The following is a 19,948-nucleotide window of genomic DNA, read 5'->3' as shown; positions in this document are numbered from 1 at the left end:
ATTAGTGCGCTGCAATTCTGAATTGCTACAAGCGGTGCTGTGTAAGTACTGATGGCAATGTTAATAGAGAAGCAGCACACGTAAAAAAAATCCCCCTGCACCCTACGTCAGCCTTGCTTGACCAGCCAGGCTATAGTTACGTGATTGCGCATTTGCTAGCACGGAGAGAACCATGAAAACCGAAGACAATATGGCACAAAAAACGGCACCCGGCGGCTTTGCACCGGCCGTTCAGCCCACCGCAAGCAGCACGATTATTACCGCCAGCGACGCGATTCATGCTGGCGAGACCTCGGTTCCAAGCCAGGGCGAAAATTTGCCCGCCTACTATGCCCGGCCAAAAGAGTACCAAGGCACATTGCCTGTGGTGTTAGTCGTGCAGGAGATTTTCGGTGTGCATGAGCATATCCGCGATGTTTGCCGGCGTTTGGCGCTGGAAGGTTATCTGGCGATCGCCCCTGAGCTCTATTTCCGTGAAGGTGATCCCAACGATTACAACGACATTCCCACGCTGTTTAAAGAGTTGGTGAGCAAGGTTCCGGATACGCAGGTACTGTCCGACCTCGATCATGTGGCTAACTGGGCGGCAAGTCATGGTGGCGATGCGCGTCGCCTGGCAATTACCGGCTTCTGCTGGGGCGGACGCATTAGCTGGCTGTTTGCCGCGCACAATCCTCAAGTGCGAGCCGCTGTGGCGTGGTATGGCCGCTTAGAGGGTGAGAAGACGCTGAAGCAGCAGAAACATCCGATCGATATTGCGGTGGACCTGAATGCGCCCGTGCTGGGCCTTTATGGCGGTCAGGATGACAGCATTCCACTGGAGAGTATTGATAAGATGCGTCAGGCGCTGCATGCCGCCAATGCCAAAGCGGAGATCGTGGTGTATCCGGATGCTGGCCACGCTTTCAACGCGGATTACCGTACGAGCTATCACGCCGATTCCGCCAAAGATGGCTGGCAACGTATGCTGGCGTGGTTCGCGCAATATGGCGTAGCACCAAACGCGTAATAAAAAGGGGCGCGTATGCGCCCCAATCACATTTGCAGCTACTAAGCCGTTTCACCCCGCAGGTTCTGCGCCGCTTTGACCATGTTTGCCAGTGCCTGACGGGTTTCCGTCCAGCCACGCGTTTTCAGGCCACAATCCGGGTTAACCCACAGACGTTCTTCCGGAATGCTTTGCGCCGCTTTGCGCAGTAACGCTTCCATCCACTCCACGCTCGGTACGTTCGGTGAGTGGATATCGTAAACGCCCGGACCAATCTCATTGGGATAGTCGAACTCTTTAAACGTATCCAGCAGATCCATATCGGAACGTGAGGTTTCGATGGTGATGACGTCGGCATCCAGTGCGGCGATGGAGTCCATGATGTCATTGAACTCGCAGTAACACATATGAGTGTGAATTTGCGTGTCGTCTTGCGCCACCGCGGCATTCAGACGAAAAGCATCAACGGCCCATGTCAGATACGCCGCCCAATCGGACTGATGCAGCGGCAGACCTTCGCGCAGCGCGGGTTCATCAATCTGAATGATACCAATGCCGGCTTTTTCCAGGTCTGCCACTTCGTCACGCAGCGCCAGCGCAATCTGTTTCGCAATGGTTTCACGGCTCACATCTTCACGTGGGAACGACCAGCAGAGAATGGTTACCGGACCGGTCAACATGCCTTTAACCGGTTTGTCGGTCAGTGATTGCGCGTATTTGGCCCACTCAACGGTGATCGCGGCAGGACGGCTGACGTCGCCGATGATAACCGGCGGTTTTACGCAGCGAGAACCGTAGCTCTGCACCCAGCCATTCTGGGTGAATACGAAGCCGGCGAGATTTTCGCCAAAGTATTCCACCATGTCGTTGCGTTCAGCTTCACCGTGCACCAGCACGTCCAGCCCCAACCGTTCCTGCTCAACGATCGCCTGTTTGATGTGTTCTGCAATGCCGGTGCGGTAGTTGCCGCCATCAATGTTGCCTTTTTTGAAGTCGAGGCGCAGGCCGCGAATTTCCGTCGTCTGCGGGAATGAACCAATCGTAGTGGTTGGCCACGCCGGCAGATTAAAGCGGTTACGCTGCGCTTTCGCACGCTCGGTATAGTTGCTGGCGCGCTCGATGTCTTTGGCCTGGATTCTCGCCAGACGCTCGCCGACCACGGGATTGTGAACGCGTGTTGAGTTGGCACGCGCACGAATCGGCGCGCTCCACTCCACCAGTGAAGCAGCATCATGGTTATTTAGCGCCTTGCTCAACAGCGACAGCTCAGTGCATTTCTGCAGGGCAAAAGCGAACCAGCTTTTCACCTCTTCATCCAGCCGCGTTTCCACGCTCAGATCGATTGGGCTATGCAGCAGTGAGCAGGACGAACCGATCCATAGCTGTTTACGCTGGCCAACCAACGGCTGCAGACGTTCAAACCAGCTGCTGAGATCCGCACGCCAGACGTTGCGACCGTTGATAACACCCACCGAAAGCAGCCAATCTGCCGGGATTTGCTGGTTCAGCTGCTGGATATCATCTTTACCGTGAACCAGGTCGACGTGCAGACCTTGCACCGGCAGCGCTTTAATCACGTCAAGGTTCTGGCCGATGCTGTCGAAGTAGGTCGTCAGCAGCAGTTTGCTTTCACCTTGCAGCGCCTCGTAAGCCGGTTTGAAGGCATCGCGCCACGTTGCTGGCAGCTCCAGCGCCAGTGCTGGCTCATCGATTTGTACCCATGCGATATCGCGTTTATTCAGTTCAGCCAATACCTGTTGGTAAACGGGCAGAATATCTTTCAGCAGTGACAGACGATCAAACTGCTCGCCCTTCACTTTACCTAGCCACAGATAGGTTACCGGGCCGAGCAGCACCGGTTTAACCTTGTGGCCGAGCGCCAACGCTTCATCAACCTCATCCAGCAGCTGGGTCCAGGTCAGTTTGAACCGCTGGCCGAGGGTGAATTCCGGCACCATGTAGTGATAATTGGTGTTAAACCATTTGGTCATTTCCGCCGCCGCAGCGGGTTCACCGCTAGGTGCACGGCCACGGCCAAGGCGGAAGAGCGTATCGAGATCGACGGATCCATCATGGTTTTGATGGCGTGCTGGCACGTTACCCAGCATCAGGCTGGTGGTCAGAACATGATCGTACCAGGCGAAATCGCCAACCGGCAGCAGATCCACCCCCGCGTCTTGCTGCTGTTGCCAGTGACGAGCACGCAGTTCGCGACCCACGGCCAGCAGCTCTTCCTGTGAGCTTTTACCTGCCCAATAGCTTTCCTGTGCTTTTTTCAGTTCACGACGTAGACCGACGCGCGGGAAACCGAGTGTATGGTTGAGAATGGTCATTTGCTGTTCTCCAGATATTCTTTTAGGTACAACCGATTTACGTTCATCCAGCGAAAGAAGAGGTCATTCGCTGAGCTGTATGGCTGGACAAAGGTAAAGTGGCCGCGACGCTTGCTTGAGATGTTTAGCCGTCCAGATGTTTACACCGCCATAATCTGCGGGTACTGTATGTTCCTCAAGCGCAATTTGTTCAATCTCGATGTGAAGGATTCTCATGATCGAACTCAAACACCTGCGGACGCTGCAGGCGTTACGGAATACCGGCTCGTTAGCCGCCGCCGCCTCACAGCTTCATCAGACGCAATCGGCGTTGTCCCACCAGTTCAGCGATCTGGAACAGCGGCTGGGATTCCGTCTGTTTGTGCGTAAAAGCCAGCCGCTGCGTTTTACGCCGCAGGGAGAGATTTTGTTGCAGCTGGCCGAGCAGGTTTTGCCGCAGATTCAGCAAGCCTTGCAGGCGTGCCATGAGCCGCATCAGACCACATTGCGTATCGCCATCGAGTGTCACAGCTGCATTCAGTGGCTGACGCCTGCGCTGAATAATTTTCGTCAGAGCTGGCCGCAGGTGGTGATGGATTTCAAATCTGGCGTGACTTTTGACCCCCAACCGGCGTTGCAGCAGGGCGAGCTGGATGTGGTGTTGACCTCCGACATTTTGCCGCGCAGCGGGTTGTTCTATTCACCGATGTTCGATTTTGAAGTGCGTTTAGTGATGGCGCCGGATCATCCTTTGGCGCAGCTTGATCATATTTCCCCGGAAGATATGGCTGAAGAGGTGCTGATGATTTATCCGGTGCAGCGCCAGCGTTTGGATGTGTGGCGACATTTCCTGCAGCCGGCGGGCGTGAGTCCAGCCTTGAAGAGCGTAGATAATACGCTGTTGCTGATTCAGATGGTGTCGGCAGGTATGGGCATCGCCGCGCTACCGCATTGGGTGGTAGAGAATTTTGAGCAGCAGGGTTTGGTGGTCACCAAGACGCTGGGCGATGGGCTGTGGAGCCGCCTGTATGCCGCGGTCCGCGAAGGTGAGCAGCGTCAGCCGGTGTTGGAAGCTTTCATACGTTTTGCCCGCCAACACGCCTGTGAACATCTGCCGTTCGTGCGCGATGCCGCACGTCCTGGCGCATTGCAGATCACCTCTTCCTGATGCTACTGGGCGGCGAAAGTCGCCCGCGCTGTTATCCCTGCCCCGCCTGCTCTATAATGCGCCGCCTCAACCCGCGACCAAGAGAGTTTCACCATGATGAGTAACGATGTTCTGCGCAGCGTGCGCTATATGCTTGATTTGAGCGATAGCAAAGTGGTGGAGATTTTTGCCTTAGCGGGAAGTGAAGTGCCGCTGGAAGATGTGCAGGCGTGGATGAAGAAGGATGACGATGCCGCGTTTCGCAAGCTGCCGGATGTGTTGATGGGGTACTTCCTCAACGGTCTGATTTTTTATCGTCGCGGTAAGAGTGAAGATGCACCCGCACCGTCGATTGAGCGCCGCATGAATAATAATATTTTCATGAAGAAGCTGCGTATCGCCTTTGCACTGAAGACCACCGATATTCCGGATGTGTTGCTGAAAGCGAACTTTAAGATTTCGCAGGCTGAGGTGGGCGCAATTTTCCGTAACCCGGAACACAAGAACTTCCGCGAATGCGGCGACCAGATTCTGCGTAATTTCCTGAAAGGTTTGACGATGATCCATCGTCCGGGACCGGTTAAGAAGGCGTAAATGGGTCGCCAAAAATGGCGACCCTACGACATAGTGCTGAGATTTGTAGGGTGCGCATTCATGCGCACCGGACAGAAACGCTCGGACGCTTCGCTTTTCGTAGCGGCCACTTCCTTCCCTTTTAACTTAGGCGCCGCTTTTCTTGCCCAACACCCAGCGTTTATGCACATAAAGCGAGGCGAAGATTACGGCAGCACCGGCGATAAAACTCGGCCAATGCGGTGTTTCCTGCCAAATCGCCAGGTTCACCAGTAAACCCGCCGGCACATGCATATTGTTCATAATGCCCAAGGTGCCCGCATCCACCTGCGTTGCGCCGTAGTTCCACATGAAGTAGCCCAAACCTGAAGCCGCAACCCCCAACCACACCAGAATGCCCCACTGCAGCGACGTAGTAGGCAGTTTGTTGGGATTGCCCCACAGGCTCCAGGCAATGACCGCGATGATCACCGCACCGAGATAGAACCATGAAAACGCGGTGTGCTGCGGCATTGGGCGGGTTTCCTGTAGACGTTTGTAGCCCACCATACCAATGGCAAAACAGATATTTGCTGCCTGCACCAACAGTAAGCCAAACCAGAAATGATCGCTGACTTTGTCGTAACGAATAATCGCCGCGCCAATCACTGCCAACATAGCGCTGAAGGCATAGCCGATACGCAGCGGACGTCGGCTGAGCAAATCGTAAATCAGCGTGACATAAAGCGGCGTCATGACGGTGAACAGCAGAAACTCCGTGACGCTCAGATACAGGTAAGCCTCAAAGCTCAGCAGATACATGATGCCGAGTTGCAGCATGCCCACCAGCATATACAGCAGGATGGTCGAGGCACGATAGCCACGCCAGCGCAGGAATGGCAGGAAGACGATAGCGGCGAGCGCTAAGCGCATCAGCACGGAGAACCAGGAGTCCACCTGCCCAGCCAAATATTCCCCGATTAAACTGAAGGAAAAAGCCCACAGAATGGTGGTAACGATCAGTAACAGCACGGTAACGATCCCAAAATGAACAGTGGCGCTAGTGTAAACAAACTGTCGCTATTGAGCTGAACTATCTGGTTTACAACAGCGCAAAATTGCGCCAATTAATGCTCATCGCTTCGCTTTTTAACCACACTAAAATGCGCGAAATACAACATTTCCTGGTTTTTATCGCTCTTTACCGTCATCAAACTGTAACAAATGTGTCACATATCACAGTAACCGTGCGTGACCATCACTATTCTTTGCGCGAAATGGAAATATCACCTTTCCGTTTATAACGTTGCCGTAATTGCCCCAACCTGCTGGGAACTCATAACTATATCGCGCCCTGGAGGGCCACACTCATGTTGAGTATCTTCAAACCTGCACCGCATCGGCCCCAGGTGGCAGATGATCGTGTCGATCCGCTCTATCGTCGTCTGCGCTGGCAAATTTTCCTGGGAATTTTCTTCGGTTATGCGGCTTACTATTTGGTGCGCAAGAACTTTGCGTTAGCCATGCCGTATCTGGTTGAGCAGGGTTTTTCGCGCGGCGATCTCGGTTTTGCGTTGTCGGGTATTTCCATCGCGTATGGCTTTTCGAAATTCATTATGGGTTCAGTGTCGGACCGCTCGAATCCACGCGTATTTTTGCCCGCCGGATTGATCCTCGCTGCGGCGGTGATGTTGTTTATGGGCTTCGTGCCGTGGGCGACATCGAGCATCATGGTGATGTTCGTGCTGCTGTTCCTGTGCGGCTGGTTCCAGGGCATGGGTTGGCCGCCCTGCGGACGCACCATGGTGCACTGGTGGTCGCAGAAGGAGCGCGGCGGCATTGTCTCGGTGTGGAACTGCGCGCACAACGTCGGCGGCGGCATTCCACCGTTGCTGTTCCTGCTCGGTATGGCGTGGTTCAACGACTGGAAAGCAGCGCTGTATATGCCGGCGTTTGGCGCCATCATCATCGCGATCTTTGCTTTCGCCCTGATGCGTGATACGCCGCAATCCTGCGGATTACCGCCGATTGAAGCCTGGAAGAACGATTATCCGCCGGATTACAACGAGAACCACGAGCAGGAGCTGACGGCGAAGCAGATTTTCATGCAGTACATTCTGCCTAATAAGCTGCTGTGGTACATCGCGCTGGCCAACGTGTTTGTTTACCTGCTGCGCTACGGCATTCTCGACTGGTCGCCCACCTACCTGAAAGAGGTGAAGCACTTCACGCTGGATAAGTCCTCGTGGGCCTACTTCTTCTACGAATATGCCGGCATCCCCGGCACGCTGCTGTGCGGCTGGATGTCCGATAAAGTGTTCCGAGGCAACCGTGGCGCTACCGGCGTGTTCTTTATGACGCTGGTGACCATCGCCACCGTGGTCTATTGGCTCAACCCGCCGGGCAATCCCGGCATCGATATGCTGTGCATGATTGTGATCGGCTTCCTGATTTACGGGCCGGTGATGTTGATTGGCTTGCACGCGCTGGAGCTAGCACCGAAAAAAGCGGCGGGAACCGCGGCGGGCTTTACCGGACTGTTTGGCTATCTTGGCGGATCGGTGGCGGCGAGTGCGATTGTCGGCTACACCGTCGATTACTTCGGCTGGGATGGCGGCTTCATCGTGATGATTGGCGGATCGGTGCTGGCGGTGATTCTGCTGCTGCTCACCATGGTGAGCGAGCATAAGCACAAAAAACAGATGGCATAACGAGTATGGGCCGGTGAGCGCCGGCCCATTTTTTTACGCGAGGAACAGCTTGCGCAGCGTATGCGGCACCGCATCTTCCGCATTGCTACCAATCACTTCCAGCGTTGGCAAGGTGTCTTTCAGACGCTGCTGGCCATTACGCATGATGCAGCCTTTGCCTGACATGCTCAGCATCTCCACATCATTCATGCCGTCGCCGAAGGCGATGCACTCTTTCAGCGAGTGACCCAGCTGCTTAGACACAGCTTCCAGCGCATGACCTTTCGAAACGCCGCCCGCCATCACTTCCAGACAGGTCGGCAGTGAGAAGCTGACATTCACACGATCGCCCCAGCGCGCTTCAATCGCCTGTTCCAGCGGAATCAAACGCTGCGGATCTTCACAGGTGAAGAACACTTTACTGATGCCATCGGTCGGCAGCATCCCTGGCTGGTAAACCTGATAGTTGAAGTCAGATTCGCGGAAATAGTCCTGTTCATCCGGACGATGACGGCTCATGAACCATTCGTCGTCGCGATAGACGTGCGTCAGGATGTGTTCATCATGATATTGCAGGCCATACAGATCGCTGGCGATATCGGCATCAAGGTTGTGGCTGAACACCAGTTCGCCAGCAGCGTTGTGTACGCGCGCGCCGTTGGACGTGATCATGTAAGCCGGAATGGCGAGCTTATCGCGCATCTGCCCGACGTCGATATAGTGACGGCCGGTGGCAAAAACAAAGTGAATGTCACGCGCCACCAGCTCCTGCAGCGTAGTACGCGCGAACGGGGTTAAACGGTGTTCCGGAGAGAGCAGCGTGCCATCCAGGTCGGATGCGACGATGTGATACATGTAAACCTCGGGTGTTGATATCGGAAAATAAAATTGATTAAGCGTGATGCTCGAAGAAATCCACCACTGCGTTCAGCGCTTCGGCGCGCATCGCGTCTTTTTCGAACAAGATCTCATGACGCGCTCCTGTTATCACATACGGCGCGTTGCCCGCGCAGGGATGCCCCGCTTCGGCCATCGCCGTACAAAAGAGATCCTGTGAGCGGTTATCTACCACATCATCTTCGCTGGCCTGCAGCAGCAAGGTTGGTGTAGTGATGTTCGCTATCTGACTAAAAATGTTGCGCCCGGCCTGTACGCCTTCACGCACCCAATGATAGGTCGGTCCACCCACGCGAATGGCCGGGTCATCGGCGTAGAAACGCAGGTTGCGGCGGTAGCGTTCGCGACTATGCGTCAGGCGGTTGATGCCGAAAGGATTAGCGCGCCAGCGGCCGGTGCCCAGCGCGTAACCTTCACGCAGCGCAGGCAGTTTTTCTGTCCAGTCGAGAATGCGGTGCGCCATCCAGTCTGGCAGCGGCAGCACAATACCAAACATCGGTGCGGAAAATACCGCGGCGTGAAACGCCTGCGGCTGACGCGCCAGAAACAGTGCCAAAATCGCCCCGCCCATCGAGTGGGCCAACACGTAGCGCTGCTGATAATGTGAGCTGATGATCTCTTTCAGATACAGTGTTTCCAGATCGTCAACATAGTCGCTAAATTCCACCACATGACCGCGATGCGAATCTTCGAGCAGACGTTCGGATCGTCCCTGACCACGATGATCGAGAATCACCACATCGTAGCCGCAATGGAAAAGGTCATAAGCCAGTTCGGGATACTTGATATAGCTTTCAATGCGGCCAGGCACGACCAGAATGACACGGCGATGTTGCGGTGAGGTGAAACGGACGTAGCGGATCTTCAGGTTGCCGACGCCGGTGAATTCACACTCTTCACGGCGACGCCAGAAGTCGAGCAGCGGACCGGTGGCAAAGGCCGAAAAGCCTCGCTCACGCCCGAGCCAACTCTGTTTATGATGCTGCATCCGTCCCCCTGAAAAAAACATGATTGGCACGCATGTGCTGCGTAGCGTGCCGCGATTTTCTGTCGTATTGTGTCACACTTCGCTAACTTCAGGGAATGTCACACATGACCATTGAATGGTGGTTAACCTACCTGCTGACCACAACCATCCTTAGCCTTTCGCCCGGTTCCGGCGCGATTAACACCATGAGCACCGGCATCAGCCACGGCTATCGCGGCGCGGTGGCATCGATTACCGGTTTGCAGCTGGGCCTGGCCATTCATATCGTGCTGGTCGGCGCCGGTTTGGGCGCGCTGTTTTCCCAATCGCTGCTGGCCTTTGAAGTGCTGAAGTGGGCCGGTGCAGCCTATCTGGTGTGGCTAGGGATTCAGCAATGGCGTTCCGCGGGCGGTATCGATCTTGATGCCGTAGCCAAAGCGATGCCGCGTCGTCGCCTGTTTAAGCGTGCGGTGCTGGTGAATCTCACCAACCCGAAAAGCATCGTGTTTCTCGCCGCGCTGTTCCCGCAGTTTATTCAGCCGCACCAGCCGCAGCTCATGCAGTATTTGGTACTTGGCGTCACCACCATCGTGGTCGATATCATCGTGATGATTGGTTACGCCACGCTGGCTACACGCATCGCCGGTTGGATTAAAGGACCGAAGCAGATGAAGCTGCTGAACCGTACCTTTGGTGGATTATTTATGGCGGTAGGCGCGCTGTTAGCCAGCGCCCGCAAAATGGCTTAGAGGAAATCGCCACCGATCTCAAAGCCGTCGGTGGCGCAGCCAGTTCGGTGCCGAAATGGCAAGTAAACCAGGCTTAGCGCGAAATGATGAGGTGAATGCCAAAACCTGCAAACAACACACCCGCCATGCCATCCACCCACTTCGCCATCCGCTGATACTTATCGCGCATCCACGGCATGGCGAAAATCGCCGCCACCAGCGTAAACCACGCGAACGTCTCACCAATAATCAGCAGGAATAAGCCCCAGCGCTCCATCGCGCCCACGTCGTTGCCGACGAACAGCGAGAACACGCTACCGAAGTAGATGATCGCTTTAGGGTTAGACAAGTTCGTCAGAAAACCTTTCAGGAAGCTCATGCCGCGTTTCGGCAGCTCAACCACTGGCGCTTCCGTTTGTGGCTGCTTATGACGCTGACGCGCCGAGCGCAACAGCTGCCAGCCCATCCACAGCAGATATAATCCGCCACCAACCATAATAATCTCATGCAGCCAGGCCATTTTTTCGAGGATCAGATGCAGGCCCATCAGCGCGACGCCAGCCCAAATCACAATGCCTAACGTAATGCCCAGTACACCCATCATCGCCTCTTTACGCGATCGGCTCGCGGCCGTTTGCGACACAAAGAAGAAGTCCGGGCCAGGACTCATCAGCGCAACCAGATGCACCAGCGCCACGGTAGCGAATAACATCAGCATGAATTTTTTCCTTTAACCTTCATCAACATGTTCTTTGATCATCACCAGGAACGGCTTACCAAAACGTTCCAGTTTGCGATGACCGACGCCGTTCACGCTGAGCATTTCTGACGCGCTAATCGGCATTTGTTCTGCCATTTCAATCAGCGTGGCATCGTTAAATACCACGTAAGGCGGAATGTTCTCTTCGTCGGCAATGGCTTTGCGCAGCTTACGCAGCTTGGCAAACAGTTGACGATCGTAATTGCCGCTGTGCACTTTCGGCGAGCTGCTGCCACGTGTTTTCACCGTAACGATGCGCGGCACTGCCAGCATCAGCGGTACCTCGGCACGCAGTACCGGACGCGCCGCTTCGGTCAACTGCAATGCCGAGTGCATGGCGATGTTTTGCGTCACCATGCCGAGATGGATTAACTGACGCAGCACGCTGATCCAGTGTTCATGGCTGTGTTCGCGGCCTAAACCGTACACGGGCAATTTATCGTGGCCGTTGTCGCGGATACGCTGATTACTGGCACCGCGCAAAACTTCAACAATATAGCCCATCCCAAAGCGCTGACCGGTACGATAGATGCTCGACAGCGCCTTTTGCGCTTCCAGCAAGCCGTCGTAGCGACGTGGCGGATCGAGGCAGATATCGCAGTTGTCGCACTGCTGCTGGCGACCTTCGCCGAAATAGTTCAGCAGCACCAGACGACGGCAGGTTTGCGCTTCCGCAAATGCACCCATCGCGTTGAGCTTGTGGCGTTCAATATCCTGCAGCGGGCCGGGCACTTTCTCTTCCAGACATTTACGCAGCCACGCCATATCCGCCGGATCGTAGAGCATCATCGCTTCGGCAGGCAGGCCATCTCGTCCGGCGCGGCCGGTTTCCTGATAATAGGATTCGATGTTGCGCGGGATATCGAAGTGCACCACAAAACGCACGTTGGGTTTGTTGATGCCCATACCGAACGCCACGGTGGCGACCACAATTTGCAAGTCATCACGCTGAAACGCTTCCTGCACGCTGGCGCGCTGCGCGCTATCGATGCCGGCGTGATAGGCGCCAACACTCAAGCCGCGACTTTGCAGCCGCGCGGCAGTGTCTTCCACTTTGGCACGGCTGTTACAGTAAATAATGCCGCTTTTGCCGCGCTGATCCTGCACATAACGCAGTAACTGTTCGGTGGGTTTGAATTTCTCCACCAGCGTGTAGCGAATATTCGGACGGTCAAAGCTGCTGATTTGAATCAGCGGATCGTCCATCTGCAGCAGATGGGCGATATCGTTACGCGTGGTTTCATCGGCGGTGGCGGTTAACGCCATTACCGGCAGATGCGGGAAGTGCTGACGCAGCTGGCCGATCGAGCCATATTCCGGACGGAAATCGTGGCCCCATTGCGAAATACAGTGCGCTTCATCCACCGCCAGCATCACCGGATTCCACTGGTGCAAGCTGTCGAGGAAGTTGTCCATCATCAGGCGTTCAGGCGCGACATACAGCAACTTCAACTTGCCGCTGCGGCAATCCGCAAACACCTGCTGTTGCTGCTCACGCGTCTGCGTCGAGTTAAGGCACGCCGCAGCGACGCCGTTGGCCAGCAGCTGATCAACCTGATCTTTCATCAGTGAAATCAGCGGTGAAACCACCAGCGTCAGCCCTTCACGCACCAGCGCCGGGATTTGATAGCACAGCGATTTGCCGCCGCCGGTTGGCATCACTACCAGACAATCACGCCCTGCAAGCGCAGTTTCAATGATGTTTTGCTGACCGGGACGGAACTGCTGATAGCCGAAGGTATCTTGTAATACCTGCTGCGCCAGCATTTCCTGATTGAGCACTGCCGATGTTGCCACGGTAATCCTGTATTTTTTTACGGGTTAGAACAGATCGTTGAGCGTTACGCCCACGCCGAAACGCGTCTGGCGATGGTTATAGTCGATCAAAGATTCACCATAACCGCTGAAGACCTGCGTGTAAAAGCGCACGTGTTCAGAGATTGGGTAGCTCCAGGCGAAGGTTGCACCGCCGAAGCCGCTGTTCCAGTTGTAGTTACCTTCCACGCTGAAAATGCTGTCGCCCATCATGTAGCCAAGCTTAGCGCGGTAGTAACCCATGTATTTGGTGATGTCCGGGTTATCGTCATTGCTTTCACTTTCTGGCAGACGATACCAGGGTTTGATCTCCGCGAGAAGGTTGCCGTTTTCTGCCATTAAGCGGGCATAAACACGGTTCCAGCTGCGTGAGGTCGGTTCGCTGCGACCGTTCGACTGATGGACAAGGCCGGTTTCCACATCGCGTAACGTCCAGCCGGCGAAGGTGTAATCGGTGGCCCAGCCGAGGAAAATCTGCGGCTCATAATCGGTTTCACGGAACGGCGATGAAGCGCCACGGTTTGAGAGCTGCCACCACGACCGCTGAGTATAGGATGCGGCCAGCACTGAGTTATCGCCTAAAATGCCGCGCCACAGCGGAAATGCCAGGCTGAGCTGGAATTTTACTTCATCATTTTTCGCTTTGTCTGCCCAGTTGTACGAAGAGATCGCCTCTTTGTTCATATCTGTGGTGTAGGTATAAAGCAGGTAGTTATTTTCGTAAGGATAAAGCACGAACGGGTTATCGTGTTTCTCCAGCAGGTTAGCGATAATGCTGCCCCTCACTGCCGGTGCATCATGAACCTCTTTTATCGTGGCTTCGTCGGCCTGCGCCAGGGCAGGAAGGATCAGTGCCGCTGCCAGCAAGGCGTAATGCTTACGCATAGAATTCTCCAGAGAACTGCGTGTCGTAATCGTCAAAGGACGGTTCAAAAAGCAGGCCATTCTACACGCAAATTCAGCGGTTGATCAGCGCCGATTTCCGAAACTGGAAAGCGGCTCGAACGCGGCATAATATACACAACTCGTTAACATTTTAAGGCAGGAATTATGTCATCCCCGTTGCTGACACAGCAGGAAGCGCGCCGTCTGATTGGCGAAATTTTTGTTTATCACATGCCCTTCAATCAGGCGCTCGGATTAGAGCTGGATCGACTGGAAGCGGATTATGCCGAACTGGGCTTTGCCAATAAAACCATGCTGGTGGGCAATGCGGCGCAGCAAATTTTGCACGGCGGCGTGATTGCCTCGGTGCTGGATGTAGCCGCCGGGCTGGTGTGCGTCAGCTATGCGCTGACGCGCCAGGAAAGTATTACCGAAGAAGAGCTGCGCCAGCGCCTTTCACGCATGGGCACCATTGATATGCGGGTGGATTATCTGCGTCCCGGCCGCGGTGAGCGCTTTATCGCCACCAGCAGCCTGCTGCGCGGCGGCAATAAAGTCGCCGTAGCGCGCGTGGAGTTACATAACCAGCAAGGCGATTACATCGCTACCGCTACCGCGACTTATATGATTGGCTGATTGCCACCTTTTGGATGTGATGATGGATACGCAACAAACTCGCCAGGGTATCGGCTACGCGCTTGGCGCTTACTTCATTTGGGGCATCGCACCGGCTTACTTCAAGCTGGTTAAAGAAGTTCCTGCCACCGAAATCATGACGCATCGCGTGATTTGGTCAGCGCTGTTTATGCTGCTGCTGATCACCCTAAGCCGCAGCTGGACGCAGGTGCGCAGCGTGCTGGCTCAGCCGAAAAAAGTGCTGCTACTGGCGCTGACCGCTGTAACCATTGGCGGCAACTGGCTGCTGTTTATCTGGGCGGTAAACAATCAGCATATGCTGGAGGCGAGTCTTGGGTACTTTATCAACCCGCTGATTAACGTGGTGTTTGGCATGCTGTTTCTGCGCGAGCGCTTCCGTCGCTTGCAGTGGCTGGCGGTGTTGCTGGCGACAACCGGCGTGTTGGTGCAGCTGTGGCAATTCGGTTCGCTGCCGATTATCGGTCTTGGCCTGGCATTCAGCTTTGCCTTGTACGGCTTGGTACGCAAAAAGATTCAGGTGGATGCGCAGAGCGGCATGCTGATCGAGACGCTGTGGCTGTTTCCGCTGGCGGCAATTTATCTGTTTGGCTTCGCCGACAGCGCCACCAGCCATCTCAGTGCTAACGCCATGAGCCTCAATCTCAAGCTGATCGCCGCGGGAATCATTACCACCATTCCGCTGATGCTGTTTGCGGCAGCCTGCGCGCGCCTGCGCTTATCGACCGTGGGTTTCTTCCAGTACCTTGGCCCGACGCTGATGTTCCTGCTGGCGGTGATCTTCTACGGCGAGAGCCTGACACCCGACAAGATGGTAACCTTCGGCTTTATCTGGTTGGCACTCGCCGTGTTTATTATTGATGCGGTGGCGTTTTCAGCTCGCTCGCGGGTGCGCATAGCGTGAAATAAAACGCGCCAGCGCCGGGCCGGTTAGCAAGATGGTGAACAGACGCAGTGTCTGTAGCGCCATGACAAAAGCGATATCGACCCGGCTGCCGGCAGCGATTATCGCGACGGTATCCAGCCCACCCGGGCTGGTTGCCAGATATGCGGTCATCAGATCAACATGCAGCACGCGCGTCAGCATCCAGGCTAATCCCCCGCACAACAGCATCAAGCCAAATATCGACACCAGCATTTGTGGCAAGGTGCGCAGCGCCAGCAGGAAGATCGGGCGGGTAAAACGCAATCCTACGCTCCAGCCAATCAGCGCATAGGCCAGCGCCAGCAGCCATTCCGGCACCTGCAAGGTCGCCACATCGGTGCCGTGCAGCACCGCCCCAATCAGCGCCGGTAGAAGCAATGCACCCGAAGGAATGCGTAACCGTTGCCCGAGCCAGGCACCGGCAAACATCACCACCAGCGTTAACAGGAAGCTGCTTTGCAGTGTGGGAAACCACACCAGATCCGCCGCGCCACCGCTGGAGTCGAGGCCAATGCGCGCCACCACCGCCGCAGCCGTCGCGACAAACAGCACACGCAAATACTGCATAAACGCGACCAGCCGCACATCCGCACCGAAATCACCGGCCATCGCCACCATCGCCGAGGCGCCGCCGGGCGACGATCCCCATGCGCCGGTGGGTCCCGGCAAATTACTGAAGCGCACCAGCAGAAAACCCGACAGGCCGCTGGCCGCTAACGTCAACACCAGCACCGCCAGCACCACCGGCCAATCCTGGATTAGCGGCGTGAGAATCCCTGGCGATAAGCTTTGGCCGATCATGCAGCCAAGCACTGCCTGTGCCAGCACAAAGAAACGTTTATCGATGCGAACGGTAGCGCCGCACAAGCCCATAACGGTACCGACGATCATCGGACCAAGCAGCAAGGCCGCAGGAAGGTGGAACAGCTGGAGAATGATCCCCAGTACTAACGATGCAATCAGCAGAATGGTCCACTGAAGTCGCAGGGAGAAGCGCGCCATAAGGTGGAATCAGAAAGAAAACAGAACCAACAGGTTACGCAGAAATGGGGAACAGCGCTAGTTTATGGGCTACTGCTAAGCGCTTTCCGGTCGCCATAAATGGCGACCCTACGTTTTCAGGAGCGATTTTGTAGGGTCGTCATTCATGACGACCAAGGCGTGCAGCAGGTTACAACCAGTTTTTGCGCTTGAAATAGAGGTACGGCGCCAGTCCGGCGAGGATCATCAGGCTGATCGCGCCCGGATAACCAAAGCTCCATTTCAGTTCAGGCATAAACTCGAAGTTCATACCGTAGCTTGATGCCACCAGCGTTGGCGGCAGGAACACCACCGAAACCACCGAGAAGATCTTGATGATGCGGTTCTGCTCGATGTTGATGAAGCCCATCGCCGCCTGCATCAGGAAGTTAACCTTCTGGAACAGCGATTCGTTATGCGGTAGCAGTGATTCGATATCGCGCAGGATTTCACGCGCCTGCTCCAGCTGATTGCTCGGCAGACGTGCCTTGCGCACCAGGAAGTTGAGCGCACGCTGCGTATCCATCAGACACAAACGCACCTTCCAGCCGATATCTTCCAGCTCCGCCAAACGCGACAGCGCCTGGTCGTACTCTTCGCCCTGCTGGCCTTCCATGATCACGCGGCTGAGTTTCTCCAGCGCGCTATAGATGTTCTCGATCTCATCCGCCAGCTGTTCGATTTTGGTTTCGAACAGATCGAGCAGCAGTTCATAGGCGTTACCATCGGTCAGCGTCTGGTTGCGCGCACGCATGCGATAGAGGCGGAACGCCGGCAGTTCACGTTCACGCAGCGTGTACAGGCGATCTTCGCGAATGGTAAATGCCACGGTGGAGTTGCCGGCATGGTCTTCGGCATCTTCAAAGAAGAAGAAGGAGTGAATGTGCAGGCCGTCTTCGTCTTCGAAGAAGCGCGCCGAGGCTTCGATGTCTTCCAGTTCCGGACGCGTCGCCAGGCTCTGGCCGAGTTCACACTGCACGCGATCGCGTTCGCTGTCGTCGGGTTCGATCAGATCGACCCACACCGAGGTGTTGAGTTTGTCGTTATCTTCTTCCAGCTCGATGCGCGTCAGACGATTACGATCGAGTTTAAATGCGCTCAGCATAGCAATAACTCCCCATTTTTTTGGAATGGGACAAGGCGGTGAACCACTTTTTTATAGCGGGCACGGCGAAGCCTGAACACGGAAACTTTCGCTTCAAGGGTAAATCAGTGCTAACTCATGCGACGAGAGTAAAAAGGGAGGTCGCTGATAACCGCTAAGGCTACCAGCTAAAAGAGGTAACCTTAGGAGTTCCTGTTAAACAGGTGATTGAGCCAGCATCGACTGGGCGCGTCCAAGGCATTGTCCTCTCATGATAATAGTGCGCGCATGTTACGCTGAGACGAAAAAGTCGTCAAGGTAGCGCAACCGCGCTACACCGTTTCCAGACGGGCGTAAGCCGCTACCAGCCACTTGATTCCCTGGCCCTGAAACGCTACCTGCAGACGGCTGTGTTCACCGCTGCCTTCCAGGTTGATAATGGTGCCTTCGCCGAACTTGGCATGTCGCACACGCTGACCGAGCGTGAAGCCACTGTCATTTTGCGCGATCGGCGTGCCCATGCGCTGATGACTCACCGGACGACTGACGCTGGCGCGCAAACGGACCTCTTCCACACACTCTTCCGGCAGCTCGCCGATGAAGCGTGAGGGGCGGTGATACACTTCCTTACCATAAAGGCGGCGAGTTTCGGCGTAGGTCAGCGTCAGTTTGACCATCGCGCGCGTCACGCCAACGTAGGCCAGACGGCGCTCCTCTTCCAGACGCCCGCCTTCATCCAGCGACATCTGGCTTGGGAACATGCCCTCTTCCATGCCAACGATAAATACCTGACTGAACTCCAGCCCTTTTGCCGAGTGCATGGTCATCAATTGTACCGCATCCTGCCACTTGTCGGCCTGGCCTTCGCCCGCTTCCAACGCCGCATGTGACAGGAAGGCCTGCAGCGGCATGAGATCTTCGTCTTCATCCTGATAGCTGAACTGGCGCGTTGCCGTTACCAGTTCCTCAAGGTTTTCGATACGCGCCTGGCCTTTCTCGCCCTTCTCCTGCTCATACATGATCCATAAACCGGAGTCTTTAATCACGCGATCGGTTTGCACATGCAGCGGCATTTCGGCGGTTTCTGTGGCCAGTGAATCCACCAGTTCGCAGAAGCGTTGCAGTGCCGATGCGGCGCGTCCGGCCAAGGCTTTATTCTGTAATAGCTCGCGCGTTGCCTGCCACATTGTCAGTTGCTGTTCGCGCGCGGTCTGGCGTACCACGTCTAGCGTGCGATCGCCCACGCCGCGCACCGGCGTATTCACGACTCGCTCGAACGCCGCATCATCATTGCGATTGGCCATCAAACGCAGATAGGCCAGCGCATCTTTGATCTCCTGACGCTCGAAGAAGCGCATGCCGCCATAAATACGATACGGCATGCTGCCTTGCAGCAGCGCCTCTTCCAGCACGCGTGATTGGGCGTTGCTGCGGTAGAGAATGGCGCAATCCTGCAGCGCGTTGCCGTTCTCATGCCAGCTTTTGATGCGATTCACCACAAAGCGCGCTTCGTCCAGCTCATTGAACGCGCAGTAGAGCGAAATCTTTTCGCCGTCGCTACCGTCGGTCCACAGCTCTTTGCCGAGGCGGCCATTGTTGTTGGCGATCAGCGTGTTAGCGGCTTTCAGAATGTTGTTGGTCGAGCGATAGTTCTGCTCAAGACGGATGGTTTCTGCGCCTGGGAAGTCCTGCAGGAAGCGCTGGATGTTCTCCACCTGCGCACCGCGCCAGCCGTAAATCGACTGATCGTCATCGCCGACAATGATCACGCGGCCCGTATCGCCTGCCAGCATACGAATCCACGCGTACTGAATGTTGTTGGTATCCTGGAATTCATCCACCAGCACGTTGCTGAAACGCTCGCGGTAATGGTTCAGGATATGCGGCTTATTGAGCCACAGTTCATGGGCGCGCAGCAGCAGCTCGGCGAAATCGACTAATCCGGCACGATCGCAGGCTTCCTGATACGCCTGATAGATGCGCAGCCAGGTTTGCTCCACCGGATTGCCGTAGCTTTCGATATGTTTGGGACGCAGGCCTTCATCTTTTTTGCCGTTGATGTACCACATGCCCTGACGCGCAGGCCACTGTTTCTCATCAAGGTTCATCGCTTTGATCAGGCGTTTGAGCAGACGTAGCTGATCATCGCTATCGAGAATCTGGAAATCCTGCGGCAGACCGGCATCAAGGTGATGCGCGCGCAGTAAACGGTGCGCCAGGCCGTGGAAGGTACCAATCCACATGCCGCCCTGGCTGGTGCCGATCAGCTGATCGATACGGTGGCGCATCTCCGCCGCTGCTTTGTTGGTAAAGGTCACCGCCATAATCGAATAGGGCGAGCAGTTCTCTACCGACAACAGCCAGGCGATACGATGCACCAGCACGCGGGTTTTGCCACTGCCTGCTCCGGCCAGCACCAGCAGATTGCTACGCGGTGCGGCGACCGCCTCGCGCTGTTTGTCATTCAAGCCGTCAAGCAGTTCAGAAACGTCCATAAGCACCGTTTTAAGAATTAAGATACGTA

At 55.6% G+C, this 19,948-nt stretch carries 17 protein-coding genes; 7 read left to right on the top strand and 10 right to left on the bottom strand.

The genetic code is table 11. From position 1 onward, the window contains the following. Window positions 1–172 precede the first annotated feature (172 nt). Window positions 173–1,009: a dienelactone hydrolase family protein gene (locus WFL93_RS16755; RefSeq protein WP_336778609.1), complete on the top strand. Its 837-nt coding sequence runs from the start codon at window positions 173–175 to the stop codon at window positions 1,007–1,009. Window positions 1,010–1,050: 41 nt separating this feature from the next. Here the strand turns inward: WFL93_RS16755 and metE are convergent, their stop codons facing one another. Then, window positions 1,051–3,321, bottom strand: a complete 2,271-nt coding sequence (gene metE, locus WFL93_RS16750) for a 5-methyltetrahydropteroyltriglutamate--homocysteine S-methyltransferase (RefSeq protein ID WP_336778608.1) — start codon at window positions 3,319–3,321, stop codon at window positions 1,051–1,053. A gap of 214 nt (window positions 3,322–3,535) precedes the next feature. Between metE and metR the strand changes: the two genes are divergently transcribed. Both metR and WFL93_RS16740 read left to right on the top strand, forming a co-directional pair. Next, window positions 3,536–4,468 (top strand): HTH-type transcriptional regulator MetR, encoded by a 933-nt coding sequence (gene metR / locus WFL93_RS16745; RefSeq protein WP_336778607.1) that lies wholly within the window; start codon window positions 3,536–3,538, stop codon window positions 4,466–4,468. A 93-nt stretch (window positions 4,469–4,561) separates the two neighbouring features. Further along, entirely contained in the window at window positions 4,562–5,041 is a 480-nt protein-coding gene (locus WFL93_RS16740; RefSeq protein WP_009127872.1) for a DUF1456 family protein, read from the top strand. A 126-nt stretch (window positions 5,042–5,167) separates the two neighbouring features. On the opposite strand, the gene WFL93_RS16735 is transcribed toward WFL93_RS16740, so the two are convergent. After that, a complete protein-coding gene (locus WFL93_RS16735; RefSeq protein ID WP_009127869.1) occupies window positions 5,168–6,031 on the bottom strand; it encodes a carboxylate/amino acid/amine transporter in 864 nt (287 codons plus the stop codon). Window positions 6,032–6,369: 338 nt separating this feature from the next. Between WFL93_RS16735 and glpT the strand changes: the two genes are divergently transcribed. Then, a complete protein-coding gene (gene glpT, locus WFL93_RS16730; RefSeq protein WP_049852319.1) occupies window positions 6,370–7,710 on the top strand; it encodes a glycerol-3-phosphate transporter in 1,341 nt (446 codons plus the stop codon). A 33-nt stretch (window positions 7,711–7,743) separates the two neighbouring features. On the opposite strand, the gene yigL is transcribed toward glpT, so the two are convergent. Beyond that, window positions 7,744–8,544, bottom strand: a complete 801-nt coding sequence (gene yigL, locus WFL93_RS16725; RefSeq protein WP_009127864.1) for a sugar/pyridoxal phosphate phosphatase YigL — start codon at window positions 8,542–8,544, stop codon at window positions 7,744–7,746. Window positions 8,545–8,581: 37 nt separating this feature from the next. Beyond that, a complete protein-coding gene (gene pldB / locus WFL93_RS16720) occupies window positions 8,582–9,574 on the bottom strand; it encodes a lysophospholipase L2 (RefSeq protein WP_009127862.1) in 993 nt (330 codons plus the stop codon). A 104-nt stretch (window positions 9,575–9,678) separates the two neighbouring features. Here pldB and rhtB point away from each other — a divergent pair, with 104 nt between their 5' ends. After that, the gene (gene rhtB / locus WFL93_RS16715; RefSeq protein ID WP_009127860.1) at window positions 9,679–10,302 is read left to right on the top strand and encodes a homoserine/homoserine lactone efflux protein; all 624 of its coding nucleotides are present in this window, start codon (window positions 9,679–9,681) and stop codon (window positions 10,300–10,302) included. 73 nt (window positions 10,303–10,375) lie between these two features. On the opposite strand, the gene rhtC is transcribed toward rhtB, so the two are convergent. Genes rhtC through pldA form a run of 3 tightly spaced genes read right to left on the bottom strand, consistent with a single transcriptional unit; the run spans window position 10,376 to window position 13,741 of the window. Further along, a complete protein-coding gene (rhtC, locus tag WFL93_RS16710) occupies window positions 10,376–10,999 on the bottom strand; it encodes a threonine export protein RhtC (protein ID WP_336778606.1) in 624 nt (207 codons plus the stop codon). A 12-nt stretch (window positions 11,000–11,011) separates the two neighbouring features. Then, window positions 11,012–12,838, bottom strand: coding sequence for an ATP-dependent DNA helicase RecQ (gene recQ, locus WFL93_RS16705; protein WP_336778605.1), 1,827 nt, complete (start codon window positions 12,836–12,838; stop codon window positions 11,012–11,014). 24 nt (window positions 12,839–12,862) lie between these two features. Continuing rightward, on the bottom strand, window positions 12,863–13,741 hold the full coding sequence (gene pldA, locus WFL93_RS16700; protein ID WP_009127855.1) for a phospholipase A: 879 nt from the start codon (window positions 13,739–13,741) through the stop codon (window positions 12,863–12,865). A gap of 165 nt (window positions 13,742–13,906) precedes the next feature. Between pldA and WFL93_RS16695 the strand changes: the two genes are divergently transcribed. Then, window positions 13,907–14,377: a thioesterase family protein gene (locus WFL93_RS16695; RefSeq protein WP_008105780.1), complete on the top strand. Its 471-nt coding sequence runs from the start codon at window positions 13,907–13,909 to the stop codon at window positions 14,375–14,377. Between the two features lie 22 nt (window positions 14,378–14,399). Beyond that, window positions 14,400–15,299 carry an EamA family transporter RarD gene (gene rarD, locus WFL93_RS16690; protein WP_049852315.1) on the top strand — a complete coding sequence of 300 codons (900 nt, stop codon included), beginning with the start codon at window positions 14,400–14,402 and terminating at the stop codon, window positions 15,297–15,299. On the opposite strand, the gene WFL93_RS16685 is transcribed toward rarD, so the two are convergent. From WFL93_RS16685 to uvrD, 3 genes are all read right to left on the bottom strand, one after another. Beyond that, the gene (locus WFL93_RS16685; protein ID WP_180822823.1) at window positions 15,270–16,322 is read right to left on the bottom strand and encodes an AbrB family transcriptional regulator; all 1,053 of its coding nucleotides are present in this window, start codon (window positions 16,320–16,322) and stop codon (window positions 15,270–15,272) included. The two genes, rarD and WFL93_RS16685, sit on opposite strands and share 30 nt — an antisense overlap. Window positions 16,323–16,491: 169 nt before the next feature. Next, complete coding sequence (corA, locus tag WFL93_RS16680) at window positions 16,492–17,445, bottom strand: magnesium/cobalt transporter CorA (protein ID WP_009127850.1); 954 nt, start codon at window positions 17,443–17,445, stop codon at window positions 16,492–16,494. A gap of 311 nt (window positions 17,446–17,756) precedes the next feature. Next, window positions 17,757–19,919 (bottom strand): DNA helicase II, encoded by a 2,163-nt coding sequence (gene uvrD / locus WFL93_RS16675; RefSeq protein ID WP_049852314.1) that lies wholly within the window; start codon window positions 19,917–19,919, stop codon window positions 17,757–17,759. Between the last annotated feature and the right edge of the window lie 29 nt (window positions 19,920–19,948).

The organism is Pantoea sp. USHLN256 (assembly GCF_037149875.1).
Classification (GTDB): Bacteria; Pseudomonadota; Gammaproteobacteria; order Enterobacterales; family Enterobacteriaceae; genus Pantoea; species Pantoea nemavictus.
This window is presented reverse-complemented; position numbering and strand designations above follow the sequence as displayed.